Origin of the sequence: Gordonia sp. PvP123 (assembly GCF_040547295.1) — a bacterium.
In the GTDB taxonomy this organism is placed as follows: Bacteria; Actinomycetota; Actinomycetes; order Mycobacteriales; family Mycobacteriaceae; genus Gordonia; species Gordonia terrae.
Genome location: NZ_JBEPPN010000001.1, coordinates 143,377 through 168,485, shown reverse-complemented (window position 1 = coordinate 168,485; position 25,109 = coordinate 143,377). Strand labels below are relative to the sequence as shown.

Here is a 25,109-nt window from a genome sequence, read left to right as displayed (position 1 = left end):
CCACCACGCAGGTGCTCAACGTCGTGTCGACGGCGGGTCGGCGGGTGCCCGGTCGACGTTCGGGGCCTCGTCACGACGACGCCGGCGGCCGGGCGCGCGGTCCTCGAAGAACAGCGCAGTGAGGACCGCGACCATGATCACGCCTGCCAGAAGTCCCTGTGCCAGCACCACTCCGCTGGTATTGGAACTGGTGGGCATCACCACGATGGCGATGATCGCCGACGCGGCGATGGTGGAGATCCGGAACCAGGCGCCGGTCGCCCACGCGGCCAGTGGGATGACGGCCCAGAGGAGATACCAGGCCTGGACGAACGGGAAGAACAGCACGACTGTGGCCATCGACACACCGAGGGCGCCGAGCGGGTGGAGCCGGCCGCCGAGGGTGGCGAGCATCCACCGGACGATGAACAGTGCGGCGACGAGCTGACCGATGGGTCGGGCCACCTCGAGGATCGCCTGGGTGTGCTCGCCGAGACCGAGGGTCACGCCGATCCGTCCGGTGGTCACCGACAGCAGCGTCGGCATCGACATCCACGAGCGGACGATCTCGCCCGTCGACAGCGTGCCGGTCCAGCCGAACCCGAGTCCGGTGCCCAGCGAGATGCCCATCATCACGATGCCGAGGACCACCACGTAGAACGCCGCGGAGGCGCTCAGCATGTAGATCGACCAGCGCGACCGGCCCCACCACTCGCGGATCGGCGCATGCCGCAGGGCGGGCAGCGTGGCGCCCCAACGCATGGCCAGGGCGATGCCGACGAAGCCGAGGGCGAGCATCGAGGTGACCTTGATCATCGCCGACGCCGCGAGCACCGCGCCCCCGGCGATGAGCAACCAGCCCGCGCGGGTGGGCACGAGCGTTCCGGGTCGGCGTAATCGTTCGGCGCCGTAGATCGCACGGAAGCTCAACTCGAGGCCGACGAGCATCAGCCCGAGCATCAAGGCCTCGTTGTGGATACCGCCGACGAGATGAAGGATGACCAGCGGATTCATCGCGCCGAGCCAGAGTGCGGCCACCGAGGACACCCCGCATCGGCGTGCCAACCGGGGGAGTGCCCAGACGATGAGGGCCACACCGATCAGCGCGACGATGCGGTGCAGGAAGATCGCGGCGGTGATGTTGTCGCCGGTGACCTTGGTGATGCCCTCGCCGATCCACAGGAAAAAGGGACCGTAGGGCGCCGGGGTGTCCCGCCACAGATTGGGGACCGACCTGGTCAGGATGTGGTCGACCCCGAGCCCGCGGACGGGGCTCACCGAATAGGGGTCCATGCCGCGGAACGCGATCGCGCTCTGCGCGAGGTAGGAGTAGATGTCCTTGCTGAGCAGTGGGGGCGCCACGATGATCGGCGCGATCCACAGCATGAGGGTCCGGTCGGCCTGGCGGCGGCTCATGCGGCGCTCCGGGCTCCGGCCGTGTCGGACCTCGACGCTGAACCGGCCGACCGCGAACCGGCCGAGAAGCAGCCACGCGACGACCAGCGTGATCGCACCGCCGATCGACAGTGCGAGGGCGGTACCGAACATGCGCGACGGCAGCGACAGCACCCGCATCCCGGCCACCGGGTTCTGCAGCACGGGCACCGCCCCGGTACCGAGGGCGCCGATGAGGATGAGGACCGAACCGGTGGCGCCGAACAGCTTGATACGGCGCAGCCGGCGGGTCTCCTCGGCGTTGAGCGGTCCGACCTCGCGCTCGTCGTCGTGGTGGAGGCGGGCGACGGTCTTGCCGTAGTCGCCGCGATCGGTGTCGGTGGGAACGGCGTCGGCGGGGCGCTGTTTGCGCAGCCCGAGATAGGTCAGCACGCCGAGCAGTCGGGTCCACACGAGTCCGAAGTAGTCCGGCACGCGGCGCGGAGCTGTGGTTTCGGGCACACGACGACTGTAATCGCCGGACGTGGTGGCCTCACGACCCCCCGCGATAAGGGCACCCTTGCTGGCAGGTGGGAAGCAATTACGTCACACTCGTGTTGTGAAAACCATGCGGAACGATGTTGTGCTGCCTTCGGGCGGCGTCGGCGCCGTGCCATCCGCTGGTACGGGCGCCACGGGAACGGCCGGTGGTGCCGACGCGCACCACGACGGTCAGACACGCGAGGCCGTGGTCACCCTTCTGGTCGAGGACGGCCCGCTCACCGCGGGTGACATCGGCGAACGTCTCGGGATCTCGGCGGCCGGTGTCCGTCGTCACCTCGACGCCCTTGAGGGCGCCGGCGACATCGAGGTCGCCTCGCCGGGCTTCGGCCAGCGCGGCCGCGGACGTCCCGCCAAATACTTCCAGCTGACGGCGTCCGGTCGTGGCAAGATGCGGCACGCGTACGACGACCTGGCCGGCGCAGCGATGCGCAAGCTCCGCGATCTCGGCGGTTCCGATGCGGTTGCCGAATTCGCCCGGGAGCGCGTCGAACGCATCGTCGCCGATGTGCGTCCGAGCACGAACCCGGTGACGGTGGCCGACACCGTCGAGGAGATCGCCGACGCGCTGACCAGCGCCGGGTACTCCACCAACACCCGTCAGGTCGGGACCGGCCTGCAGATCTGTCAGCACCACTGCCCGGTGGCACATGTCGCCACCGAGTTCCCGGAGCTGTGTGAGGCGGAGACCGCGGTCTTCACCGAACTCCTCGGCACGCACGTGCAGCGTCTGGCGACCATCGCCAACGGTGACTGCGCCTGCACCACCCATGTGCCGATCCACCCGCCGCCGGGCGGGACGCACGAGGCGAGACCCGACCCACCCGGGGCCGGCGCGGATCCCGATACCCAGCCCGTATCGCGCCGCGCGACCCCTGCTCCGACACCGACTGCCACGACAACCCGAAAGGCCACGCGATGACTGTCACCGATCCGGCCACCCCGACCCCAGCGGCGCCCCTCTCGCAAGAGGAGACGATCGCCGCCCTCGGCAAGTACGGCTACGGCTGGGCCGACTCCGACGTCGCGGGCGCGAGCGCCAAGCGCGGACTGTCCCCGGCGGTCGTCGCCGACATCTCGTCGAAGAAGAGCGAGCCCGAGTGGATGCTCGAGCAGCGCCTCAAGGCGCTCAAGATCTTCGACAAGAAGCCGATGCCGGGCTGGGGCGCGGGGCTCGAGGGCATCGACTTCGACAACATCAAGTACTTCGTGCGCTCGAGCGAGAAGCAGGCCGCCACGTGGGACGACCTGCCCGAGGACATCAAGAACACCTACGACAAGCTCGGCATCCCCGAGGCGGAGAAGCAGCGTCTGGTCTCCGGCGTCGCGGCGCAGTACGAGTCCGAGGTCGTCTACCACTCGATCCGCGAGGACCTCGAGAAGCAGGGCGTGATCTTCCTCGACACCGACACCGCGCTCAAGGAGCACCCGGAGATCTTCCAGCAGTACTTCGGGACCGTCATCCCGGCCGGTGACAACAAGTTCTCCGCGCTCAACACCGCGGTGTGGTCGGGCGGTTCGTTCATCTACGTGCCGCCGGGAGTCCACGTCGACATCCCGCTGCAGGCCTACTTCCGGATCAACACCGAGAACATGGGCCAGTTCGAGCGCACGCTGATCATCGTCGACGAGGGTGCCTACGTGCACTACGTCGAGGGCTGTACCGCGCCGATCTACAAGACGGACTCGCTGCACTCCGCGGTCGTCGAGATCATCGTGAAGAAGGGCGGCCGCTGCCGCTACACGACCATCCAGAACTGGTCGAACAACGTCTACAACCTGGTGACCAAGCGCGCGAAGGCCGAGGCCGGCGCGACCATGGAGTGGATCGACGGCAACATCGGTTCCAAGGTGACGATGAAGTACCCGGCCGTGTGGCTGACCGGTGAGCACGCCAAGGGCGAGGTCCTCTCGGTCGCTTTCGCGGGTGAGGGTCAGCATCAGGACACCGGCTCGAAGATGGTCCACCTGGCGCCGAACACCTCGAGCAACATCGTCTCCAAGTCGGTGGCGCGGGGCGGCGGCCGGGCGTCCTACCGCGGTCTGATCAAGATCAACAACGGCGCGCACGGCAGCCGGTCGACGGTGAAATGTGATGCGCTGCTGGTGGACACGATTTCCCGCAGCGACACCTACCCCTACGTCGACATCCGCGAGGACGACGTGACGATGGGTCACGAGGCGACCGTCTCGAAGGTCAGCGACGATCAGCTCTTCTATCTGATGAGTCGTGGCCTGACCGAGGACGAGGCGATGGCCATGGTCGTTCGCGGCTTCGTCGAACCGATCGCCAAAGAACTCCCCATGGAATACGCGCTCGAGCTCAACCGCCTGATCGAGCTCCAGATGGAAGGAGCTGTCGGCTGATGGCCGATCCCACACTCCCCGTGTCCACCCCCGGCTCCCAGGCGCCCGTCGTCAACAAGGGGGAGCTGTTCACCTCGTTCGACGTGAACGCCTTCGAGGTGCCGAGTCCCCGCGAGGAGGCCTGGCGGTTCACCCCGTTCCGTCGTCTCCGAGGTCTGCACGACGGTTCCGCGGTACGGACCGCGGAGGCGAACGTGGAGGTGACCGGGCTTGCCGACGGTGTGACCGTCGAGACCGTCGGTCGCGACGACAAGCGACTCGGCGAGGGCGGTGTGCCGTTCGATCGTGTCGCCGCGCAGGCCTACTCGTCGTTCACGCAGGCGACCGTGGTGACCGTCGGCCGCGAGGTCGAACTCGCCGACCCGGTCACCATCACGGTCACCGGGCCCGGTGAGGGCGAGACCGCCTTCGGCCACACCCAGATCCGTCTCGAGGCGTTCGCCCGCGCGGTGGTCGTCCTCGACCAGAAGGGCAGTGGAACTTACGCGGAGAACGTCGAGTTCGTCGTGGGCGACAGCGCGGCCCTGACCGTCGTCAACATCCACGACTGGGCGGACGACGCGGTCCACGTCGCGACGCACCATGTGCGCGCGGGCCGCGACGCGGTGGTCCGGCACTTCGCGATCAGCTTCGGCGGCAACCTGGTTCGCCTGTCGCCGATCGTCCACTACGACGCACCGGGTGGTGACGTCGAGTTGTGGGGTCTGTACTTCGCCGACGCGGGCCAGCACCTCGAGCAGCGTCTCCTCGTCGACCACAGTCAGCCGCACTGCCGCTCGAATGTGGTCTACAAGGGTGCGCTGCAGGGCGACACCTCCGGTGACCGGACCCGCGAGGCCCACACCGTCTGGGTGGGCGACGTGCTCATCCGCGCGGAGGCCGAGGGCACCGACACCTTCGAACTCAACCGCAACCTGGTGCTCACCGACAATGCCCGCGCCGACTCGGTGCCCAACCTCGAGATCGAGACCGGCGAGATCATCGGCGCCGGACACGCCAGTGCCACCGGACGATTCGACGACGAGCAGCTGTTCTACCTGCAGGCCCGCGGTATCCCGGAGGATCAGGCCCGCCGCCTGGTCATCCGCGGCTTCTTCGGCGAGGTGATCGCGAAGATCGGTGTGCCCGAACTGCGCGAGCGTCTGTCCGCCGCGGTCGAGCAGGAACTCGAACTCGCCGGCGCCTGACCGCCGGACATCAGCCACACGAACTTCCCCAGCCCGGAGAAAGAATCCTGAGACTATGACCACACTGGAAATCCGCGATCTGCACGTCGACGTCGCGCAGACCGACACCGACGCCGAGCCCATCCACATCCTCAAGGGTGTCAACCTGACCGTGAAGTCGGGGGAGACCCACGCGATCATGGGCCCCAACGGTTCCGGCAAGTCGACGCTGTCCTACGCCATCGCCGGCCACCCCAAATACGAGGTGACCTCGGGCTCCATCACCCTCGACGGTGAGGACGTCCTGGAGATGAGTGTCGACGAGCGCGCTCGCGCCGGCCTGTTCCTGGCGATGCAGTACCCCGTCGAGGTGCCCGGCGTCTCGATGTCGAACTTCCTGCGGACCGCCGCGACCGCCGTGCGCGGTGAGGCGCCGAAGCTGCGCCACTGGGTCAAGGAGACCAAGGAGGCGATGACCTCGCTCGACATCGATCCGTCGTTCTCCGAGCGCAGCGTCAACGAGGGCTTCTCCGGCGGCGAGAAGAAGCGTCACGAGATCCTGCAGCTCGACCTGCTCAAGCCGCGCATCGCGATCCTCGACGAGACCGACTCCGGTCTCGACGTCGACGCCCTGCGCGTGGTCAGCGAGGGCGTGAACCGCTACAAGGACCGCGACAACGGCGGCATCCTGCTGATCACGCACTACACGCGCATCCTCCGCTACATCAAGCCGGACTTCGTGCACGTCTTCGTCAACGGACGCGTCGTCGAATCCGCCGGTCCCGAGCTCGCCGACGAGCTCGAGGAGAAGGGCTACGAGCGCTTCACCTCGGCTGCCAAGGCCGGCTGAGCTCCCTGACCGGTCCGAGTCCCTCAGCACAGGAGGTGTACCAGGTGACACTCTCGACCGAGGCAACGTCAGAGGCTCCCGCAGCACTGGACGTCGCCGCGTTGCGGGCCGACTTCCCGATCCTGTCGCGGACTGTTCGCGACGGGAAACCGTTGGTGTATCTGGATTCCGGCGCCACTTCGCAGCGTCCGGTCCAGGTGCTCGACGCCGAGCGGTATTTCCTCACGCATCACAACGCCGCGGTGCACCGCGGTGCGCATCAGCTCGCCGAGGAGGCGACCGACGCCTACGAGGACGCCCGCGAGGTCATCGCGGCGTTCGTGGGCGCCTCCGCGGACGAACTCGTGTTCACCAAGAACGCGACCGAGGCGCTCAACCTCGTGACCTACACCCTCGGCGACCCGCGGTCGGCAGACGTCCTCGGCGGGTCGGCTCTCGGGCCCGGCGACACCGTCGTGATCACCGAGCTGGAGCACCACGCCAATCTCGTTCCGTGGCAAGAACTGTGCCGCCGCACGGGCGCGACCCTGCGCTGGTACGGCGTGACGGACGACGGTCGGATCGACCTGGACTCGCTGACCCTCGACGAGTCGGTGAAGGTCGTCGCCTTCACGCACCAGTCGAATGTGACCGGCGCGGTCGCCGATGTGGCCGAACTCGTCTCGCGCGCCCGCGCGGTGGGGGCGCTGGTCGTGCTCGACGCGTGCCAGTCGGTGCCCCACATGTCGGTCGACTTCGGTGCTCTCGGCGTCGATTTCGCCGCCTTCTCGGGGCACAAGATGTTCGGGCCCAGCGGTGTCGGTGCCCTGTACGGCCGCGCTGAACTGCTGACTGCGTTGCCGCCGTTCATCACCGGCGGATCGATGATCGAGACCGTGACGATGGAGGGGTCGACCTACGCCCCGCCGCCCCAACGTTTCGAGGCCGGCGTGCCGATGACCTCACAGGTCGTCGGACTCGGTGCCGCGGTGCGGTATCTCACCGATCTCGGCATGGACGCCGTTGCCGCGCATGAGCACGCGCTCACCGCACGAACGCTGGACCAGCTGAGTGACATCGACGGTCTGCGCATCGTCGGCCCGTCGACCGCGGAGGATCGCGGTGGGGCCGTGGCCTTCCTCGTCGACGGCATCCACGCGCATGATCTCGGCCAGATCCTCGACGACGAGGGCGTGGCCATCCGGGTGGGTCACCACTGCACCTGGCCGCTGCACCGGCGCTTCGGTGTCGCGGCGACCGCACGCGCATCGTTCGCCGCGTACAACACGTTCGCCGAGGTCGACGCGCTCGCCGCCGCCATCGTCAAGGCGCAGAAGTTCTTCGGGACGGTCTGAGCCATGCGGATGGAACAGATGTACCAGGAAGTGATCCTCGATCACTACAAACACCCGCACGGCCGCGGACTCCGCGAGCCGTTCGGCGCCGAGGTCCATCACGTCAACCCGACCTGTGGCGACGAGGTGACGTTGCGCGTCGCGGTGTCCGATGACGGCTCCAGCATCGACGACGTGTCCTACGACGGACAGGGATGTTCGATCTCCCAGGCCTCGACATCGGTGCTGCACGACCTGATCGTCGGCCTGCCGGTCGGGGAAGCGCTGGCCACCGTCGAGTCGTTCAACTCGATGATGACCTCGCGCGGTAAGGACGCCGGAGACGAGGACGTGATCGGCGACGGGATCGCCTTCGCCGGGGTGAGCAAGTACCCGGCACGCGTCAAATGCGCACTTCTGGGCTGGATGGCGTTCAAGGACGCACTCGCACAGACGATGGACAGTCACGAGACACGAGCGGAGACAGCATGAGTGACGACACAGCGACGACCACCACCCCGACCGACACCGGTGTGACCGGCACACCTCCGGCACCCGCGACCTCGCTGCCTGCCATCGAGGACGTCGAAGAGGCCATGCGCGACGTCGTGGATCCAGAACTGGGCATCAACGTCGTCGATCTCGGCCTGGTCTACGGCATCGAGGTGACCGAGGACGCGGTCGCCAAGATCGACATGACCCTCACCTCGGCGGCCTGTCCGCTGACCGACGTGATCGAGGACCAGTCCCGTGGAGCACTGGTGAGCAGCGGACTGTGCACCGAGCTGGAGATCAACTGGGTCTGGCTGCCGCCGTGGGGCCCCGACAAGATCACCGACGACGGCCGCGAGCAGCTGCGCGCCCTCGGCTTCACCGTCTAGTAGACGCCGCAGGCACCCCGAGCGCCGGCTTCGGTCACGATCGATGACCGGGTCCGGCGCTCGTCGGTTCCACAGCACCTTCCGTGCGAGGAGTAGATCGCATGAGACGCTTCGAATCACGAGTCGAGCGGATGATCCGTGAGGCGACCGAACGCGGCGAGTTCGACGATCTCCCGGGTGCGGGCAAGCCCCTCGATCTCACCGACAGCGACGACCCCGACTGGTGGGTGAAACGGAAGATCCGCGACGAGAATCTGGACTCGTCGGCGTTGCTCCCGGCGCCGCTGCAACTGCGCCGGGAGGCGCAGGACTTCCCGGAATCGCTGCGCGACATCGCCGACGAGGACGCGGTCCGCGATATCCTCGTCGACTTCAATCGCCGTGTGCGCGAAGCACATCTGGCGTCGCGTCAGATGGCGCTGCCGCACAGTGTCGTCGCGCACACCGTTGACGTCGACGACGTGATCCGGCGGTGGCGGGCGTTGCGGAGCTGATCAGTCGGTGTCGCCGGCCCACGCCGGTGTCGACATGGCGCCACGTGCCACCACTGCGCGGGTGCGCATGTCCACCGCTGTGATGACCCGCGTCATCGCGCCCATCGTGCCGGTGAGGTCGTCGCGCCCGCTGAGGTAACTGCGTTGGGCGGCAACGGGCATCGCGAAGAACGCCTCGAAGAAGGCGATGGTCTGCGACGGGCTCAGCCGCAGCAGCGCGCTGAGCCCGCGTAGACGCAGATTGTGGACCGCGCGTGCAGACGACGGCCACAGGTCGACGGCGGGGTCGCGACCCGCGGCGAGCGCGTCCACCACTGCGTCGGTGCACATGAGGGACGTTGCGACGCTGTAGCCCGTCGTCGGGTTCTTGAAGCCGCCCGCGGCGCCGAATCGGAACGTGCGGTCGCGCCACGGTTGTGGCGACGAACCGGTCAGCGGGAAGTCGACGTGTTCGACCCGCAGAACCTCGGTCGGCATCCCGCCCAGACGGGCGGCGAGTCGGCGTTCGAGTTCGTCGAGGCCCAGGGCGGGATACCCGGCGAGGCAGGTCTCCTCGAGGAGGTACTCGCCGCCCCCGAGGGGCACGACGTACAGGAACGACGGCAGCGACCGGCGGTCCGCGGCGCCGCCCCGCCAATCCATCAACATCGCCTCGTGTCCGGCCAGGATCGGTTCGGCGGTCCGCGCCCCGACGACGATCCCGTACGCGGTCTGCCGGGGCGCGTCGTGGGGGAGCGCGCCGCGGGAGTCGACCACCGCGTCCCCGGTCAGGACCGTTCCGTTGTCGAGATGCACACGCGCACCGTCGATCTCGACCACACGGGCGGCCACGGTCGCAACCCCGTCCAGGGACAGTGACCGTTGCAGGCCCGAAGTGTCGAAGACGGTGTACCCGCGGGCGACCTCCTCGAGGTCGCGGCCCGCAACGCCGACGCGCTCGGTGCGGGCGGCGATCGCGGACGGATCGATCCAGTCGGGCAACTCGTCGGACCAGCAGGCGAACGTCGACCGCCAGACCCGATCGGGAGACGGGTCGACCAGCGTGACGGCAACACCGGCACCGACCAGCCGGTGTGCGAGGGCACGGCCGGCCGGTCCGGCCCCCGCGACGATGACTCCGGAATTCACACCCCGTCCTTCGTCACGGGCGGCGATCCGGACGGGGTGTGGCGTCGGACGACGATGTCATGAACCGCCGGTCGCCAACATGCCGCCGTCGACGGCGAGGGTCTCGCCGGTGATCCACGCCGACTCGTCGCTCGCCAGGAAGGCGACCGCGCGGGCCACGTCCTCGGGCTCGCCGATCCGCTTCATGGGGTACGAGGCCGCCGCACGCGCCTCGTTGTCACCTTCGGTGAACACCGATGCGAACTTGGTCCGCACGATCGAGGGGGCGATCGCGTTGACCCGGATGTTCGGCCCGAGTTCCCAGGCGAGTTCGGCGGTGAGCCGGATCAGCGCCGCCTTCGATGTTCCGTACGCCGCGATGACGCCGGTCGACCGCAGGCCCGCGACGGACGAGATGTTGACGACCGAACCACCGGTGTCCTTCATGCCCGCCCGGTAGGCCTCCTGGACGAATCCCAGCGCGGCGACCACATTGGTGTCGAACGTCTTGCGGTAGGCAGACAGGTCGGCATCCATCAGGGGGCCGGCCAGCGGTGCGATGCCGGTGTTGTTGACGAGGATGTGGATGCCGCCGCCCTGGGCGACGGCGGCGGCCACCGCGGCCGCCCGATCGTCGGCGTCGCCGGTGTTTCCCGCGCACGCGGAGACCGTCGCGCCGGGCACCGACTCCCGAATCCGGCCGGCGGCCTCCTCGAGGGGCTCGGCCTTGCGGCTCGTGATGACGACCGACGCCCCACGTCGGGCCAGCTCGGTCGCGATCGCCTCGCCGATGCCGCGACTGGCACCGGTGACCAGTGCGGAGCGGCCGGTCAGGTCGGAGGTCTGCGGAAAATTCTGCGGAATCGTTGTGGAGTGCGTCACGCCCCACACCGTATCGGGCCACCATGTCACCGCGGGCCGACTCGCGCATGCGGTGCGCCGGCCCGTGCGTGGACAAACCAGTGGCGCGGCACCGGTAGAATCGACCGTCGTGATCACCGCGACCGACCTGGAAGTGCGAGCGGGTGCTCGGACCCTGTTGTCGGCGCCCGGCGACGCCCTACGCATTCAGCCCGGCGACCGGATCGGCCTCGTGGGCCGTAACGGTGCCGGCAAGACCACCACGCTGCGCATCCTGGCCGGCGAGACCGAACCCTATGCGGGGTCGATCCGCCGGTCCGGCGAACTCGGCTACCTCCCGCAGGACCCCAAGGAGGGCGACCTCGACGTCCTGGCCAAGGATCGGGTGCTCTCCGCCCGCGGTCTCGACCAGATCCTGCGCGACATGGAGAAGCAGCAGGCGCAGATGGCCGAGGCCGCCGACGACAAGCTGCGTGACAAGGCCGTGGCGCGCTACGGCCGACTCGAGGAGCGGTTCGCGTCGCTCGGCGGGTACGTCGCGGAGTCCGAGGCGGCGCGGATCTGCAACAGCCTGGGGCTGCCCGATCGGGTGCTGAACCAGCCGCTTCGGACATTGTCCGGCGGGCAGCGGCGCCGCATCGAACTCGCGCGGATCCTGTTCGCGGCGTCGGACGGTTCGGGGAAGTCCGACACCACGCTGCTGCTGGACGAGCCGACCAACCACCTCGACGCCGATTCGATCGCCTGGCTCCGCAGCTTCCTGCAGAACCACGACGGCGGTCTCGTCGTGATCAGCCACGATGTGGATCTGCTGGCCGACGTGGTGAACCGGGTGTGGTTCCTCGACGCGGTGCGCGGTGAGGCCGACATCTACAACATGAGCTGGAAGCGATACCTGGATGCCCGGGCGACCGACGAGCAACGCCGTCGCCGGGAACGCGCCAATGCCGAGAAGAAGGCGTCCGCGCTGCGTGCGCAGGCCGCGAAGCTGGGTGCCAAGGCCACCAAGGCGACGGCCGCGCAGAACATGCTGAAGCGCGCCGAGCGGATGATCGATGCCCTCGACGACGAGCGGGTGGCCGACCGCACCGCGCGGATCCGGTTCCCCGAACCCGCCACCTGCGGCAAGACCCCGCTGATGACGTCCGGTCTGTCGAAGAGCTATGGCTCGCTGGAGATCTTCACCGGCGTCGACCTCGCGATCGACAAGGGCAGCCGGGTCGTCGTCCTCGGTCTCAACGGTGCGGGCAAGACCACGCTGCTGAGAATGCTTGCCGGAGTGGAGAAGCCGGACACCGGACAGATCGAGCCCGGCTTCGGCTTGAAGATCGGTTACTTCGCGCAGGAACACGACACCCTGGACGATCAGGCCTCGGTGTGGGAGAACATCCGGCACGCCGCCCCCGACGCCGGGGAGCAGGATCTCCGAGGTCTGTTGGGCGCGTTCATGTTCAGCGGCGCCCAGCTCGATCAGCCGGCCGGCACGCTGTCGGGTGGTGAGAAGACCCGTCTCACTCTGGCCGGGCTGGTGTCGTCGGCCGCGAATGTGCTGCTCCTCGACGAGCCGACCAACAACCTCGATCCGATCTCGCGTGAACAGGTCCTCGACGCCTTGCGCAGCTACACCGGTGCCGTCGTCCTGGTGACGCACGACCCGGGCGCCGCGGCCGCGCTCGATCCTCAGCGCGTGATCCTGCTGCCCGACGGCACCGAGGACCACTGGAGCGAGGAGTATCAGGAGCTCATCGAGCTCGCCTGATCGCCTCGACGACCCGGTCGGTACCGGCCCGGTCGGGCACCGTCAGTCGGTGGCCGTGACCGTCGAATTCCCGTCCGACGACTCCGGCCGCCCGTAGCCGCCGGCCGAACTCGATGCCGTCGGCGCCCGGCACGAACAGGAAGTTCGCCTCGCTCGGCAGCGCGGGATGGCCCGCCCGCCGCAAGGCGTCGGCGAGTCGGTCGCGTTCGCGGCGCATCGCCGTGACCCGCCCGGCCAGTTCGTCGGACGCGCCGAGCGCCAGCGCGGCGGCCTGTTCGGCGGCCGCGGTGATCGCGAACGGGATCTCGAGGCGCCGGGCGCCGCGTACCGAGGTCGCCGACCCGAACGCGTACCCGACGCGCAGCCCTGCCAGGCCGTGGGCCTTGGAGAACGTCCGGACGACGATCAGGTTGGGGTGCTCGTCGAGCAACATCCGGACATCGGGCGTGTCCCGGCAGTACTCGACATACGCCTGGTCGAGGACCACCGGAATGGACGGATCGACACACGCCAGCAGCGCGCGCACCTCGTCATCGGTCAGGACCGCTCCAGTCGGGTTGTGCGGGCTGCACACGACGAGGGCCGCGGTCTCGGGACCCGCGGCGGCCGCGAGCGCAGCCAGGTCGGGACGCCCGTCGTCGAGCAGCGGCGTCGTGTCGAGCACCAGGCCGATCATGTCGGCGAGCAGCGCGAAACCCTCGAAAGTCGGTGCCGGGGTGACGATCGGAGGGACGAAGTGGCCCGCCGTCCGGCGTCGCGTCGCCGAGTCGTGCAGGATCGCCGCGAGTACGGCGGTCGCACCGGCGCCGACGGTGATGTGGTCGATGTCCGACCCGGTGTGCTCGGCGATGGCCCTGCGCAGATGGTCGGGACGGAACGACGGGTAGTGGTGCGCTGCGGTCGTGTGACGGCGGAGCGCGGACACGACCGCGGGTAGGGGTGGGTACGCCGACTCGTTCCGGTCGCACCACACGGTATCCGTCGAGTGCGTGATCGAGTCGTCGACGCGTGCACCCGCCGGGCCGGGGAGGAGGACGGTCACGAACGTCCGCTCCACCGGATCGCACCGGCCGCGGCGAAGTCGCCGGCGTGGGCGAACGCCGACATCATCACGACATCTCCGGGACGGACCCGTCCGTCGTCGACAGCCGCGTCCAAGGTCATCGGGATTCCGACCGCGAACAGGTTCCCGCACTCGTCGAAGGTGTCGGGATGCCGCGACTCGGGCAGCTCGAGGGCCTCGCGCCAGTTGCGCAGGAAGATCCGGTTGGGCTGATTCGTGACGAGCACATCCAGGTCGGCGGGTCGCACGCCGATTCGGTCGGCCAGTGCCGCAGCCACTTCCGGAACCATCCGGTTCCCGCGGGCCAGGACCTTGGCGATCTTCGCCTCGGTGAAGCCGACGTGGATCTGTCCCGGACCCGCCTCCCAGTACTTGCGCTCCGGTTGCGCGACGGCGGTCATGTCCGCCGAGAACTGGCCGAAGGACCGCGACTCGGTGCCCAGCACCGGGTTCCCGGAGTCGCCGAGCGTCAGGGTCGCGACCGCCGCCCCGTCGCCGGGGATCGCGGCCTGGGCCTTCACCCGGACCTGCTCCTGGGTGAAGATCTGTCCGGCGCTGTTCTGCGCCAACCCGATCAGGGCCTTGCGACCTCCGCCCGCGCGCAGCAGTGCGCCGGCGATCTCGATCAGGTGGACGAATGCGGCACAGCCGCCGTTGTGCACGTCGAGTACGGTCCGCGGCGCGAGTCCGAGTCGATGGGCGACCTCGCCCACACACCCGCGGACGGGGACCTCCGGCAGCTGACTGTGGGTGAGGACGACGTCCACGTCGTCGAGATAGGTGTCGCCGTGCCGATCGAGCAGACGGCGTGCGGCGGCGACGATCATGTCCGCGGAGGTCTCATCGTCGGCCGCATGATGCCGGAAGGCCGGTGCCCGGAACATCACGTTGTCGGCGAGTTCGTCGTCCTCGGCGTACTGCGCGAAGAACTCCGCAGGGACCCGCGCGGCCGGCCGGTAGGTGGCGAGATCGGCGAGGGAGATCGACGGGGCGGGGGCGGCGGTCATGAGCGCATCCATTCGGGGGTCAGCGGAAGGCCGTGGCGATGGCGGTGTTCGGCGATGGCCGTGAGGTTGTCGAGTTCGATCTGGTGTCCGGCACCGAACATGTCCCACAGGTCGCCGACCCACTCCTCGCGACCGGCCGGTGCGGTGTCGGGGTAGGGGTTCTCGTCGTAGAACGGGTGGTGGCAGTTGTTCCACAGGACCACCGAACCGGGGCGGTTCAGGACGAGCTGCGCGTCGACGACCCGCATCAGATAGATCATCCAGAGGTGCTCTCCCTGGTCCCAGGCGCAGTGGTAGTCGACGGTCATGGACTCGGCGTTGGCCACAGTCCGGACATAGATCTTGGTGTCCTCGTTCAGTCGGTCGTATCCGACCCAGAGGTTCGGCTCCCCGGCCGGCTCGAAACCTCGTGTGCTGTAGGTCCATTCCTCGAGTGAGCGGGTGTCGGCCAGCCATTCGTACAGTTCGCGCGGGGGTGCGTCGACGTAACCCTGCACGGGGCAGAAGTCGCCGAACACCTGGTGATGGGGATACACCGAGCGGACCTTGTCGACGACGAGTGCCGTGTTGGCGGACCGGGGGTGGGTCTCCACCCGGACCACGCCGTCGAGCGTGGCCGCGGTGTCCCCGAGGTCGGACAGGGCCGGGGAGTGCGTGGTCATGGGGTACCTCTCGCGATCAATGGGGCGAACGGGGGTGTCTCGTCGGGATCGACATCCACGACGATGCAGTTGGGTCCGGGACGTGCCAACAGCTCGTCGCACGCCGAACGCAGGGACTCCAGGTCGGGAGCGGAGCGCACCGGCAGACCGGCGAACATCGCGGCCAGCCCACCCGCGATGTCGGTGTGGCGGAACCGGTTGACGCTCGGCGCGTCGGGAAAGAAGCGCGCCTCCCGCGTGACGCACATGCCGTGTGCGTCGTTGTTGAGCACGATGAGGGTGACCGGCGCATCGTGTTCGATCGCGGTGTGGATCTCCATGCCGTGCATGAGGAACGAGCCGTCGCCGGCGATGACGACGACCCGGCCGTCGGCATCGGGGGCTAGGGCGATCGCGGAGCCGATCCCCGCTGCGATGGCCCATCCCATCCCGCCCATGCCCAGAGCGACGACGAACCGCCCGTCGCGGAATGGGAGGTGATGGATCGCCGCCGCACCGGTGTTCCCGGCGTCGGCGAACACCGCGCTTCGCTCGGGGAGGGCGTCGCCGATGGTGTTAAGAACCTCGCGCATCCCGACGGCCCTCGACGGCGGGTCCACGGGCAGATGGTCGATCGGATGGGCCCGCGGCGACCGGCGGTGGCCGACTCGGTCGGCGAGCGAGTTGCGGAGCGCGTCGACGGTGTCGGCGAGGTGCGGGGTTCGGATGTGTTCGGCGGCAGCGGGTGTGCGCGGCGGCGCGCTGCCGAGATGGACGATCGGGATCGTGGCGAGCGCGTCGTCGAGGCCCGCGCGATCCGTCATCGACATCCGGCAGCCGAGCACCAGGAGCAACTGCGCATCCCGCACGGCGCGGTGCGCCGACGGGTGTCCCATCACCCCGGTGACCCCGGAACATGTGGAGCGCCCGACGTCGCGCCCACCGGGGGACACCACGACCGCGGCGCCGAGAAGGTGAGCGAGATCGTCCACCGCAACCGACATCTCGAGACGGGACGCCTCCTCGCCGGCCCAGATGCACACGGTCCCGCCGTCGCGCACGACGTCCGCGAGCCGGCCGGCGAGTCCGTCGACCACGGCCGCGGGCACCGTGCCGGTGTCTTTCGGCCGGTCTGCGTTCGCATCTGCACCCGTCCAGGGCGAGCACTGGACGTCCTTCGGCACGATCACCGCGGCCGGCAGACCGCGCGCCATGGTGGCGAACGCAGCGTCGAGGACCAGGTCGAGACCAGACGGCTCGTCGACGAGTTCGCAGAAGCCGGTCACACCGGACAAGACCGCGCGCAGATCCACGGTGTCGGGCGGATCGAGCATGTCCTGGAAACCGCCGCGTCCCACCGAGGGGGTCGGCGCCGAACCGATCAGGGCGATCACCGGGACGCGGCTGTCGTAGGCCTCGCCCAGCGCCGGTACGACATTCAGCGCCCCGCCGCCCGACGTCGTCAGGACCGCGGTCGGCTCACCGGTGAGCCGCATGTGCCCGTCGGCCATCGCGCCGGCCCCGAACTCGTGCTTGGCGATGACCGGGCGCAATCGAGGATGCCGAAGGGCCGCGTCGAAGACGTCTTCGATGTTGGCGCCGTGAACGCCGAATGCGGTCCGCACACCGGCGTCGACGAGTCGCCCGGCGACCCGGTCGGCCACCGTTGCGCGGCCGACCGGTGCGGGTGAGTGCCCCACGCGTGTGTCCACAACCCTGCACTCCCAGCCCCGAACATCGTGCGGCACCGGTCGATTCGCCGGAGTCCGACTCACACGGACAACTCAGTTCGAGTTAGCTTAGCGTAAGCTAATGTCCGACGGCAGGGGGTATGGTCTGGACGAGTGGTCGGGTCACCAGGTGGCTTCGACTCGGCTCCTCGACCTCGACGCGCTCCTTCGTCGCTTGCTCGGCCCGGCGGCTCCGCTCGGTGTCGGCTCGACCAGCGGTGGGGCGGCTCAACCAGCTGAGGGGCTTGGTGTCTCCGGCCAGTACCGCTTGCGCAGGTCGCCCTTCACGAGCTTGCCGGTGGGCGTGCGCGGCAGCTCGTCGACGAAGTCGACCGATCGGGGCGCCTTGTACGCCGCGATGCTGTCGGTGGTGAACGAGATCAGCTCCTCGGCGAGCTGATCGGTGGGTTCGTGACCGTCCGCGAGCTGGACACATGCCTTCGCCACCTCGCCGAGGTCGGCGTCGGGGACGCCGATCACCGCGACATCGAACACCGCGGGGTGATTGATGAGGACGTTCTCGGCCTCCTGCGGATAGATGTTGACGCCGCCGGAAATGATCATGAACGCCTTGCGGTCGGTCAGGTACAGGTAACCCTCCGCGTCGACGTACCCGACATCGCCTGTGGTGGACCAGTTCTCGTGTTCGGGATGCTGGGCCTTGCGGGTCTTGTCCGGATCGTTGTGGTACTGGAAGGCCACGTCCTCGCGTTCGAAGAACACCTGCCCGACCTCGCCGGTCGGGAGTTCCTTGCCGTCCTCGTCGCAGATGTGGACGACGCCGAGCAGTGGCTTGCCCACCGAACCGGGATGGTCCAGCGCCTCCTGGGGGCCGATGAACGTGGCCCCCGCGGCCTCGGTCGACGCGTAGTACTCGTGGATCACCGGGCCCCACCACTCGATCATCGCGCGCTTGACCTCGACCGGACACGGCGCGGCCGCGTGGACGGCGACCTTCAGGCTGCTGACGTCGTACTTGGTGCGGACGTCCGCCGGGAGCTTGAGCATCCGGATGAACATGGTGGGGACCCACTGGCTGTGGGTCACCTTGTACTTCTCGATGGCCGCGAGGGCTGCTTCCGGATCGAAACGATCCATCATCACGACCGTGCCGCCGACGGAATTCGTCATGCCGCAATAGCGCAGTGGCGCAGCGTGATACAGCGGTGCGGGGGAGAGGTAGACGGCGGTGTCGTCGTAGCCGTACATCGGCGCGAAGATCGCGGTGTAGGCGTCGGGGACCTCGTCGACCTGTCCTTCGGGCATCGGTGTCTTGATGCCCTTCGGGCGGCCGGTGGTACCCGAGGAATAGAGCATGTCGGTGCCGCGCGGTTGATCGGTACGGGTTTCGGATGAGGCATTGGCCAGTACCTCGTCGAAGCTGTCGAAGCCGTCGATGTCGCCGCCCCAGACGACGCGCCGTCCCGGGCCCGCCAGTGCCTCGATCTCGCCGGACGCCGACACGGCATCGACGACCGATGCGCCGGCGAACAGGACCTGGGCATTGCAGTCGGCGAGGATGTAGTTGGTCTCGGCTGCGGTGAGGTGGTGGTTCACGGCGGTCACGTACAGGCCGCTGCGCAGGGCCGCCCAGTAGACCTCGAACACGTGGAAGTCGTTGGCCGAGACCACTGCGATGCTGTCGCCGCGGCGAAGGCCGAGGGACTCGAGGTAGTTGGCGAGGCGGGTCGAGTTCTCGTCCAGCTGCCGGTACGTCAGTCCCTCACCGGTCGCGGCACGGACGACGGCCGGCTTGTCGGGAGTGGATTTCGCGAAGACTCCAGGAAACAAGGGAGGCGCTCCTCGTGACGAAGGGATGGACACCCCGAACGGCCGTATCTAACGATCGTTCGGGGTGGTGCGAGTCACATTACCCTAGCGTCGTGTCCGATTTCTCAGACCCTCACCGCGTCGCGAGAAACCTGTCCATGGTGCGTTCCGCGAGAGCGGTGATGGTGAGCGCGGGGTTCACCAGGCCCACGGCGCCCGGGACGAAGGAGCCGTCGACGACCCACAGGTTGTCGTAGCCGCGCACGCCGCCGTCCATGTCGGCAGCGGCACCCATCACCACGCCGCCGAGTCCGTGATAGGTGCTCGCGGAACCGAATCCGAGCGCCCGCGACGACACATGGGTACCGTTCGCGCCGAACCCGAACCGGCCCTCGGTGCGTTCGTGGAACCGCCTGATGAATGCGTTGCTGCGACGGTCGAGGTCGTTGCGGTCGGCCGGGTGGGGGTAGTTCAACTGCGCCCGACGCGTGCGATGGTCGTAGTCGATCGTGCCCCGCTCGTCGGTGTGGGCCTGGACGAGGTGGGTGGTCGCCGCCTTGCCGAGCGGCGCGGGCAGCGGGGTGGCCTGGTAGACCATCGAGACCGGCCCACCGGGCAGGTTGTCCTCATAGATCCGGGCATAACCCGGTCCGCCCTGGACGGCGCCGAAGTCCTCACGCGGGTTCGCGCGGATGGTGAGGAAGTCGCCGTTGACGCCGAAGCCGTCACCGATGCGCGGCGACAACCGCGGGAGGCGCCCCTGGGCGCGCGCCTGGACGAGCAAGCGAGTGGTGTGGAACGACCCCGCGGCCATGAAGAGGTGATCGGCCTCGGCGGTGACGGTACGCACCGAGCGTCCCTGCTCGTCGAGAACCCGTGCGGTGACGACGAATCCGGCGCGCCGTGACCGGGGCCGGATGTCGAAGACCTCGTGCATCGGCATGACGGACACGTTGCCGGTCCGTTCGGCGGCGAGGAGATAGCTGCGGTCGAGCGACTTCTTGGCGCCGCTGTTGACGCCGTAGCTCAGTTCGCCCGCGGTGACCGACGGGGTTGCCCGGCCGGCCAGTTCGTCGCGGACGATGTCCCAGTCGATCGCGAAGTCGAAGAAGTGTGGGGACGCTCCGTAGCGCTCGATGACCTTCAGCCACGACCGCGCGCCGACGTACTTCGGGTGCGCGAGGATGTCCGCGGGCAGCGGCGAGACGCCGAGCCCGGCCTTGGCGCGCGGAAAGTAGGTCTGGGCGAGCTGCGCGTAGTCGGCGGCCGCCGGGAAGATGTGGTCGAAGTCCTGGCGGCGGGGGACGGGAGTGAAAGAACCGAACACGAGGGATCCGCCGCCGACGCCCGCGCCGTACACGGCCTCGACACCGTTGCCCATCACATGGTCGAGGACACCGGGGTAGGGCTCGACCGGCAGTCCACTCGCCGCACTCGCGCCGGCCGGGCTGCCGAACCACGCCGCGCGCTTGTCGGGATTGGTGGTCGTGGCGAAGGTGTTGCCGTCCGGCCGAATCGGCCAGCGGCGGCCACGCTCGAAAACTGTTGTGCGATAACCGGCCTCGCCGAGCCGGCGGGCGGCCACCGCGCCGCCGAAGCCGGTGCCGATGACGATCGCGGTCTGCCCCGGCGCCGCCTGCGCCGGAGTGACAGTCGCGCCGAGCGCGACGAGTGCTCCGGCGCCGGCCGCCGAGCGCATGAGGGTCCGGCGAGAGACGGCCGGACCGGAGATGTCGTGGTTCACCTGGGCACCTTAGCGTGAGCTAAGTAAGGTTAGGAACTCCTCAACGTAGGTGAGAATGTGGGATGGATCACCGTTCGGGCCGGTTCTTTCCCATGACGTCACGGGATGTCTCGACGAGCCGGTGGGCGCGCCCGGACGATAGGCTCCGGGCGTGACGGCTTCGCTGGTGATCGGGGTGGACCGCGACAGTGTGTCGATGGGGGATGATGTCTCGCCACACGGGTATTCGCTCGCGGTGCAACCGGGTACGGCGCTGAGTGTCGTGCTCGAGTCGGCGGCGCCCGAGATCCGTGCCCGGGGGTGGTCCTGGGTGGCCGACGTCGACGGCCGGGTCGCCGCCGTCTGGTCGGTGGACCACGGCGTGCAGATGCTCGTCGAGGACGCTCCGGTGTCCGCCTCGGACGGGCCGCGACGGATCCACTACCGGTACTTCCTGCAGATCGACCCGGCGTGGCTGCATCGGCGGCTCGCCGACGGTACGGCCGCGAACCGGCCCGCATTGGAACGGGAGTACCGCCCCATCGGCGACCGGCGACGTGAGGAGGAAGAGCGTCGCCGGGAGAGCGACTCGTCGGCTCGGTATCTGACCGACGACTGCACCGCGGCGTTGCGTGGGTTCGGCGCGGAGTTCGATCTGCACAACGACCGGCTGGCACGCTTCACGCTGTTCGGATCGCCCATACGGGTACAGCGCGCCGACACCATGACCATGACCTTCGACGGCACGCATGGGGTCATGTCATCGATCCGGCCCGTCGCGGTCGCCGAGTGCTGGTTGGTCGCCGTCGCCGGACAGCGGGCGAGGCAGGCACGGGGACTGGCCCCGGTCATCGACGCCTCCCGGATGCCGGCGCCGGAGCTGTGGCCGATGGGGTCGGGGGTCGCTGGAACGGAGCGCTGGACGACGAGAGGCGATCCCGTCGTCCAGCTGACGGGCGACGAGGCGGTCCGGGCCTACCGGTTGTCGGCGAACCGTTCCATCAGTGAGGTCGTCACCATCCTGAATGCGCGGTGAGCGTCACTCGTGAGCGCGCACCGACGCCTCGACCAGGTCGAGCACCGCGTGCAGGTCGTCGGTGGGCTGGCCGGTGGCCAACCGGGTGATCAGGCCGTCGAGGACGAGGTCGAGATAGTTCAGCAGGACGTCTGTCGGCACGTCGTCGCGCAGGCGTCCCGCCTGGCGGCCCCGTTCCAGCCGACTCAGGGTCGCCTGCTCGACCTCGGCCGAGTACGACACCCACTCCGCCCGGAAACCGTTGTCCGTCCGTAGTTTTCGGGCGATCTCCAACCGGGTGCCGAGCCAGTCGAAATCCTGCGGCCGGGTGAGCATGTCGCGCATCACCTGCACCAGACCCTGTTCGGCAGCCACATCGGCCATGCGCTCGGCATCTTCCCGGGCAAGCGCGAGGAACAGCGCTTCCTTGTCCCGATAGTGGTGGAAGATCGCTCCGCGGGACAGGCCCGTGGACTCCTCGATGCGCTTGACGGTGGCGCCGTCGTATCCGTACTCCGCGAAGCAATGCCGCGCGCCGTCGAGAATCTCCCGACGACGCGCGGCAAGCCGGTCATCGCTGACCTTGGGCACGTCGAGTGCCTCCTGTCAGCTCTTGATCATGTTGCGCAGCACGTACTGCAGGATGCCTCCGTTGCGGTAGTAGTCGGCTTCGCCGGGGGTGTCGATGCGGACCTTCGCATCGAACTCCACCGTCGAACCGTCCTCCTTGGTGGCGGTGACGTGCACGGTCGACGGCGTGGTGCCGTTGTTCAGCTCCTCGATCCCGGCGATGTCGAAGGTCTCCGTGCCGTCGAGGCCCAGCGACTTGTGCGACTCACCCTCGGGGAACTGCAGCGGGATCACGCCCATGCCGATCAGGTTCGAGCGGTGGATGCGCTCGAAGCTCTCGGTGATGACGGCCTTGACGCCGAGCAGGCTGGTGCCCTTGGCGGCCCAGTCACGCGACGACCCGGTGCCGTACTCCTTGCCGCCGAGCACGACGAGCGGGATGTTCTGCTCGGCGTAGTTCTGCGCGGCGTCGTAGATGAACGACTGCGGTGCACCCTCCTGGGTGAAGTCGCGGGTGTAGCCGCCGGTGACACCGTCGAGCAGCTGGTTCTGCAGACGGATGTTGCCGAAGGTCGACCGGATCATCACCTCGTGGTTGCCGCGGCGGGCGCCCAGCGAGTTGTAGTCCTTGCGGGCCACACCGTTCGCGTCGAGGTACTGCGCGGCGGGGGTGCCGGGCTTGATCGTCGACGCGGGGGAGATGTGGTCGGTGGTCACCGAGTCGCCGAGCTTCGCGAGCACGCGTGCGCCCTTGATGTCGGAGACCGGCGACGGCTCACGCTGCATGCCCTCGAAGTACGGAGGCTTGCGCACGTAGGTGGACTCGTCGTCCCACTCGAAGGTCTTGCCCGACGGGGTCGGCAGGTTCTGCCAGCGCTCGTCGCCCTTGAAGACGTCGGCGTAATCCGAGGCGTACTGCTCCGGCGAGATCGACGAGGCGATGGTCGCCTCGATCTCCTCGTTGGACGGCCAGATGTCCTTGAGGAACACGTCGTTGCCGTCGGTGTCCTGGCCGAGGGCGTCGGTCTCGAAGTCGAAGTCCATCGTTCCGGCCAGTGCATAGGCGATGACCAGCGGCGGCGACGCGAGGTAGTTCATCTTCACGTCGGGGTTGATGCGACCCTCGAAGTTGCGGTTGCCCGAGAGCACCGCGGTGGCGGTCAGGTCGTTGTCGTTGATCGCCTTGGAGATCTCCTCCGGCAGCGGGCCCGAGTTGCCGATGCAGGTGGTGCAGCCGTAGCCGACGAGGTAGAAGCCGAGCTTCTCCAGGTACGGCCACAGGCCGGACTTGTCGTAGTAGCCGGTGACGACCTGCGAACCGGGTGCCATCGAGGTCTTGACCCACGGCTTGGAGCTCAGGCCCTTCTCGACGGCCTTCTTGGCGAGCAGCGCCGCACCGAGCATGACCGACGGGTTGGACGTGTTGGTGCAGCTGGTGATCGACGCGATGGTCACGATGCCGTGGTCGAGGATCATCGAGCCGCGCTCCTCGGAGTCGACCCGGACCGGGTTGGTCGGCCGACCCTCGGCGCCGTTGGCGGCCGAGTGCAGTGGCTCGGCGTCGTCGTCGGCGAAGGACAGCGTCGCGGGATCGGACGCCGGGAAGGTCTCCTCGACGGCCTCGTCGAGCTTCGTCTGCGGGGCGGAGTTGCCGTTCTCGACGTAGTTGTGGATGTCCTTGCGGAACGCGTTCTTGGCGTCCCACAGCTCGATCCGGTCCTGCGGGCGCTTCGGGCCGGCGATCGAGGGCACGACGTCGGCGAGATCGAGTTCGAGGTACTCGGAGTAGACGGCCTCCTCGGCGTCCTTCTCCAGCCACATGCCCTGTTCCTTGGCGTACGCCTCGACGAGCGCGAGCGTCTCCTCGCTGCGGCCGGTGAGCCGCAGGTACTTCACGGTCTCCTCGTCGATGGGGAACATCGCACAGGTGGAACCGAACTCGGGGCTCATGTTGCCGATGGTGGCGCGGTTGGCCAGCGGGACCTCGCCGACGCCGTTGCCGTAGAACTCGACGAACTTGCCGACGACGCCGTGCTTGCGGAGCATCTCGGTGATGGTGAGGACCACGTCGGTGGCGGTCACGCCGGGCTTGGCCGAGCCGGTCAGCTTGAAGCCGACGACACGCGGGATCAGCATCGAGACCGGCTGGCCGAGCATCGCGGCCTCGGCCTCGATGCCGCCGACGCCCCAGCCCAGGACGCCGAGACCGTTCTCCATGGTGGTGTGCGAGTCGGTGCCGATACAGGTGTCGGGGTAGGCCACGCCATCGCGGACCATGATCGAGCGCGCGAGGTGCTCGATGTTGACCTGGTGGACGATGCCGGTGCCCGGCGGCACGACGCGGAAGTCGTCGAAGGCGCCCTGGCCCCAGCGGAGGAACTTGTAGCGCTCTTCGTTGCGCTGGTACTCGATCTCGACGTTGCGCTCGAAGGCCTGCGCGTTGCCGAAGGCCTCGATGATGACCGAGTGGTCGATGACCATCTCGGCGGGCGCGAGGGGGTTCACCTTGTCCGGGTCGCCGCCGAGTTCCTTGACCGCGTCACGCATCGTGGTGAGGTCGACGATGCAGGGCACGCCGGTGAAGTCCTGCATGATCACGCGCGCGGGGGTGAACTGGATCTCGATGCTGGGGTCCGCGTTCGGATCCCAGTTCGCGATCGCCTCGATGTGTTCCTTCGTGATGTTGGCGCCGTCTTCGGTGCGCAGCAGGTTCTCCGCCAGGACCTTCAGCGAGTAGGGGAGTTTGCCGGTGCCCTCGACCGCGTTCAGACGGTAGATCTCGTAGCTGTTGTCGCCGACGTCCAGCGTGCCGCGGGCGTCGAAGGAATTGATACTCACGTCTAAATCCACTCTCCTCATGTACCGGCGGGCTGCGCCG

The 25,109-nt window shown here is 68.4% G+C and carries 21 protein-coding genes; 10 read left to right on the top strand and 11 right to left on the bottom strand.

The features are described from left to right. Positions 1-15: 15 nt before the first annotated feature. Positions 16-1,848, bottom strand: coding sequence for a polyprenol phosphomannose-dependent alpha 1,6 mannosyltransferase MptB (gene mptB, locus ABIC25_RS00740; RefSeq protein WP_101818841.1), 1,833 nt, complete (start codon positions 1,846-1,848; stop codon positions 16-18). A 133-nt stretch (positions 1,849-1,981) separates the two neighbouring features. Between mptB and ABIC25_RS00735 the strand changes: the two genes are divergently transcribed. From ABIC25_RS00735 to ABIC25_RS00700, 8 genes are all read left to right on the top strand, one after another. Continuing rightward, entirely contained in the window at positions 1,982-2,836 is an 855-nt protein-coding gene (locus ABIC25_RS00735) for a helix-turn-helix transcriptional regulator (protein WP_033203401.1), read from the top strand. Then, positions 2,833-4,281, top strand: coding sequence for a Fe-S cluster assembly protein SufB (gene sufB / locus ABIC25_RS00730; protein ID WP_354559540.1), 1,449 nt, complete (start codon positions 2,833-2,835; stop codon positions 4,279-4,281). The genes ABIC25_RS00735 and sufB overlap by 4 nt, the downstream gene beginning before the upstream one ends. Continuing rightward, positions 4,281-5,468 (top strand): Fe-S cluster assembly protein SufD, encoded by a 1,188-nt coding sequence (gene sufD, locus ABIC25_RS00725; protein ID WP_354559539.1) that lies wholly within the window; start codon positions 4,281-4,283, stop codon positions 5,466-5,468. The genes sufB and sufD overlap by 1 nt, the downstream gene beginning before the upstream one ends. 55 nt (positions 5,469-5,523) lie before the next feature. After that, positions 5,524-6,297: a Fe-S cluster assembly ATPase SufC gene (gene sufC, locus ABIC25_RS00720; protein ID WP_239398630.1), complete on the top strand. Its 774-nt coding sequence runs from the start codon at positions 5,524-5,526 to the stop codon at positions 6,295-6,297. A 44-nt stretch (positions 6,298-6,341) separates the two neighbouring features. Beyond that, positions 6,342-7,631 (top strand): cysteine desulfurase, encoded by a 1,290-nt coding sequence (locus ABIC25_RS00715; RefSeq protein WP_101818963.1) that lies wholly within the window; start codon positions 6,342-6,344, stop codon positions 7,629-7,631. Between the two features lie 3 nt (positions 7,632-7,634). Continuing rightward, positions 7,635-8,102: a Fe-S cluster assembly sulfur transfer protein SufU gene (sufU, locus tag ABIC25_RS00710; RefSeq protein WP_004021941.1), complete on the top strand. Its 468-nt coding sequence runs from the start codon at positions 7,635-7,637 to the stop codon at positions 8,100-8,102. After that, a complete protein-coding gene (locus ABIC25_RS00705) occupies positions 8,099-8,491 on the top strand; it encodes a metal-sulfur cluster assembly factor (protein ID WP_101818846.1) in 393 nt (130 codons plus the stop codon). Before sufU ends, ABIC25_RS00705 begins: the two co-directional genes overlap by 4 nt. 101 nt (positions 8,492-8,592) lie before the next feature. Further along, positions 8,593-8,985, top strand: a complete 393-nt coding sequence (locus ABIC25_RS00700; protein ID WP_004021939.1) for a DnaJ family domain-containing protein — start codon at positions 8,593-8,595, stop codon at positions 8,983-8,985. Here the strand turns inward: ABIC25_RS00700 and ABIC25_RS00695 are convergent, their stop codons facing one another. Next, positions 8,986-10,113, bottom strand: a complete 1,128-nt coding sequence (locus ABIC25_RS00695; protein WP_354559536.1) for a lycopene cyclase family protein — start codon at positions 10,111-10,113, stop codon at positions 8,986-8,988. A 57-nt stretch (positions 10,114-10,170) separates the two neighbouring features. After that, positions 10,171-10,983 (bottom strand): SDR family oxidoreductase, encoded by an 813-nt coding sequence (locus ABIC25_RS00690; protein WP_004021937.1) that lies wholly within the window; start codon positions 10,981-10,983, stop codon positions 10,171-10,173. 100 nt (positions 10,984-11,083) lie between these two features. Here ABIC25_RS00690 and ABIC25_RS00685 point away from each other — a divergent pair, with 100 nt between their 5' ends. Further along, positions 11,084-12,712, top strand: coding sequence for an ABC-F family ATP-binding cassette domain-containing protein (locus tag ABIC25_RS00685; RefSeq protein ID WP_033203399.1), 1,629 nt, complete (start codon positions 11,084-11,086; stop codon positions 12,710-12,712). Here ABIC25_RS00685 and ABIC25_RS00680 read toward each other — a convergent pair. From ABIC25_RS00680 to ABIC25_RS00655, 6 genes are all read right to left on the bottom strand, one after another. After that, positions 12,696-13,754, bottom strand: coding sequence for a pyridoxal phosphate-dependent aminotransferase (locus ABIC25_RS00680; RefSeq protein WP_354559534.1), 1,059 nt, complete (start codon positions 13,752-13,754; stop codon positions 12,696-12,698). The genes ABIC25_RS00685 and ABIC25_RS00680 overlap by 17 nt on opposite strands. Further along, positions 13,751-14,782: a 3-oxoacyl-ACP synthase III family protein gene (locus ABIC25_RS00675; protein WP_064570809.1), complete on the bottom strand. Its 1,032-nt coding sequence runs from the start codon at positions 14,780-14,782 to the stop codon at positions 13,751-13,753. The genes ABIC25_RS00680 and ABIC25_RS00675 overlap by 4 nt, the downstream gene beginning before the upstream one ends. Next, positions 14,779-15,444 carry an SRPBCC family protein gene (locus ABIC25_RS00670; protein ID WP_354559532.1) on the bottom strand — a complete coding sequence of 222 codons (666 nt, stop codon included), beginning with the start codon at positions 15,442-15,444 and terminating at the stop codon, positions 14,779-14,781. Before ABIC25_RS00670 ends, ABIC25_RS00675 begins: the two co-directional genes overlap by 4 nt. Continuing rightward, on the bottom strand, positions 15,441-17,123 hold the full coding sequence (locus ABIC25_RS00665; protein WP_354559531.1) for a thiamine pyrophosphate-binding protein: 1,683 nt from the start codon (positions 17,121-17,123) through the stop codon (positions 15,441-15,443). The genes ABIC25_RS00670 and ABIC25_RS00665 overlap by 4 nt, the downstream gene beginning before the upstream one ends. 258 nt (positions 17,124-17,381) lie before the next feature. Then, positions 17,382-18,944, bottom strand: coding sequence for an acyl-CoA synthetase (locus ABIC25_RS00660; protein ID WP_354559530.1), 1,563 nt, complete (start codon positions 18,942-18,944; stop codon positions 17,382-17,384). Between the two features lie 112 nt (positions 18,945-19,056). Beyond that, the gene (locus ABIC25_RS00655; protein WP_452206333.1) at positions 19,057-20,667 is read right to left on the bottom strand and encodes a GMC oxidoreductase; all 1,611 of its coding nucleotides are present in this window, start codon (positions 20,665-20,667) and stop codon (positions 19,057-19,059) included. Positions 20,668-20,818: 151 nt separating this feature from the next. Between ABIC25_RS00655 and ABIC25_RS00650 the strand changes: the two genes are divergently transcribed. After that, positions 20,819-21,682, top strand: a complete 864-nt coding sequence (locus tag ABIC25_RS00650; protein ID WP_239398640.1) for a hypothetical protein — start codon at positions 20,819-20,821, stop codon at positions 21,680-21,682. A 3-nt stretch (positions 21,683-21,685) separates the two neighbouring features. Here the strand turns inward: ABIC25_RS00650 and ABIC25_RS00645 are convergent, their stop codons facing one another. Further along, entirely contained in the window at positions 21,686-22,252 is a 567-nt protein-coding gene (locus tag ABIC25_RS00645) for a TetR/AcrR family transcriptional regulator (protein ID WP_101818848.1), read from the bottom strand. Between the two features lie 15 nt (positions 22,253-22,267). Further along, entirely contained in the window at positions 22,268-25,090 is a 2,823-nt protein-coding gene (locus tag ABIC25_RS00640) for an aconitate hydratase (protein ID WP_085944170.1), read from the bottom strand. Positions 25,091-25,109 lie beyond the last annotated feature (19 nt).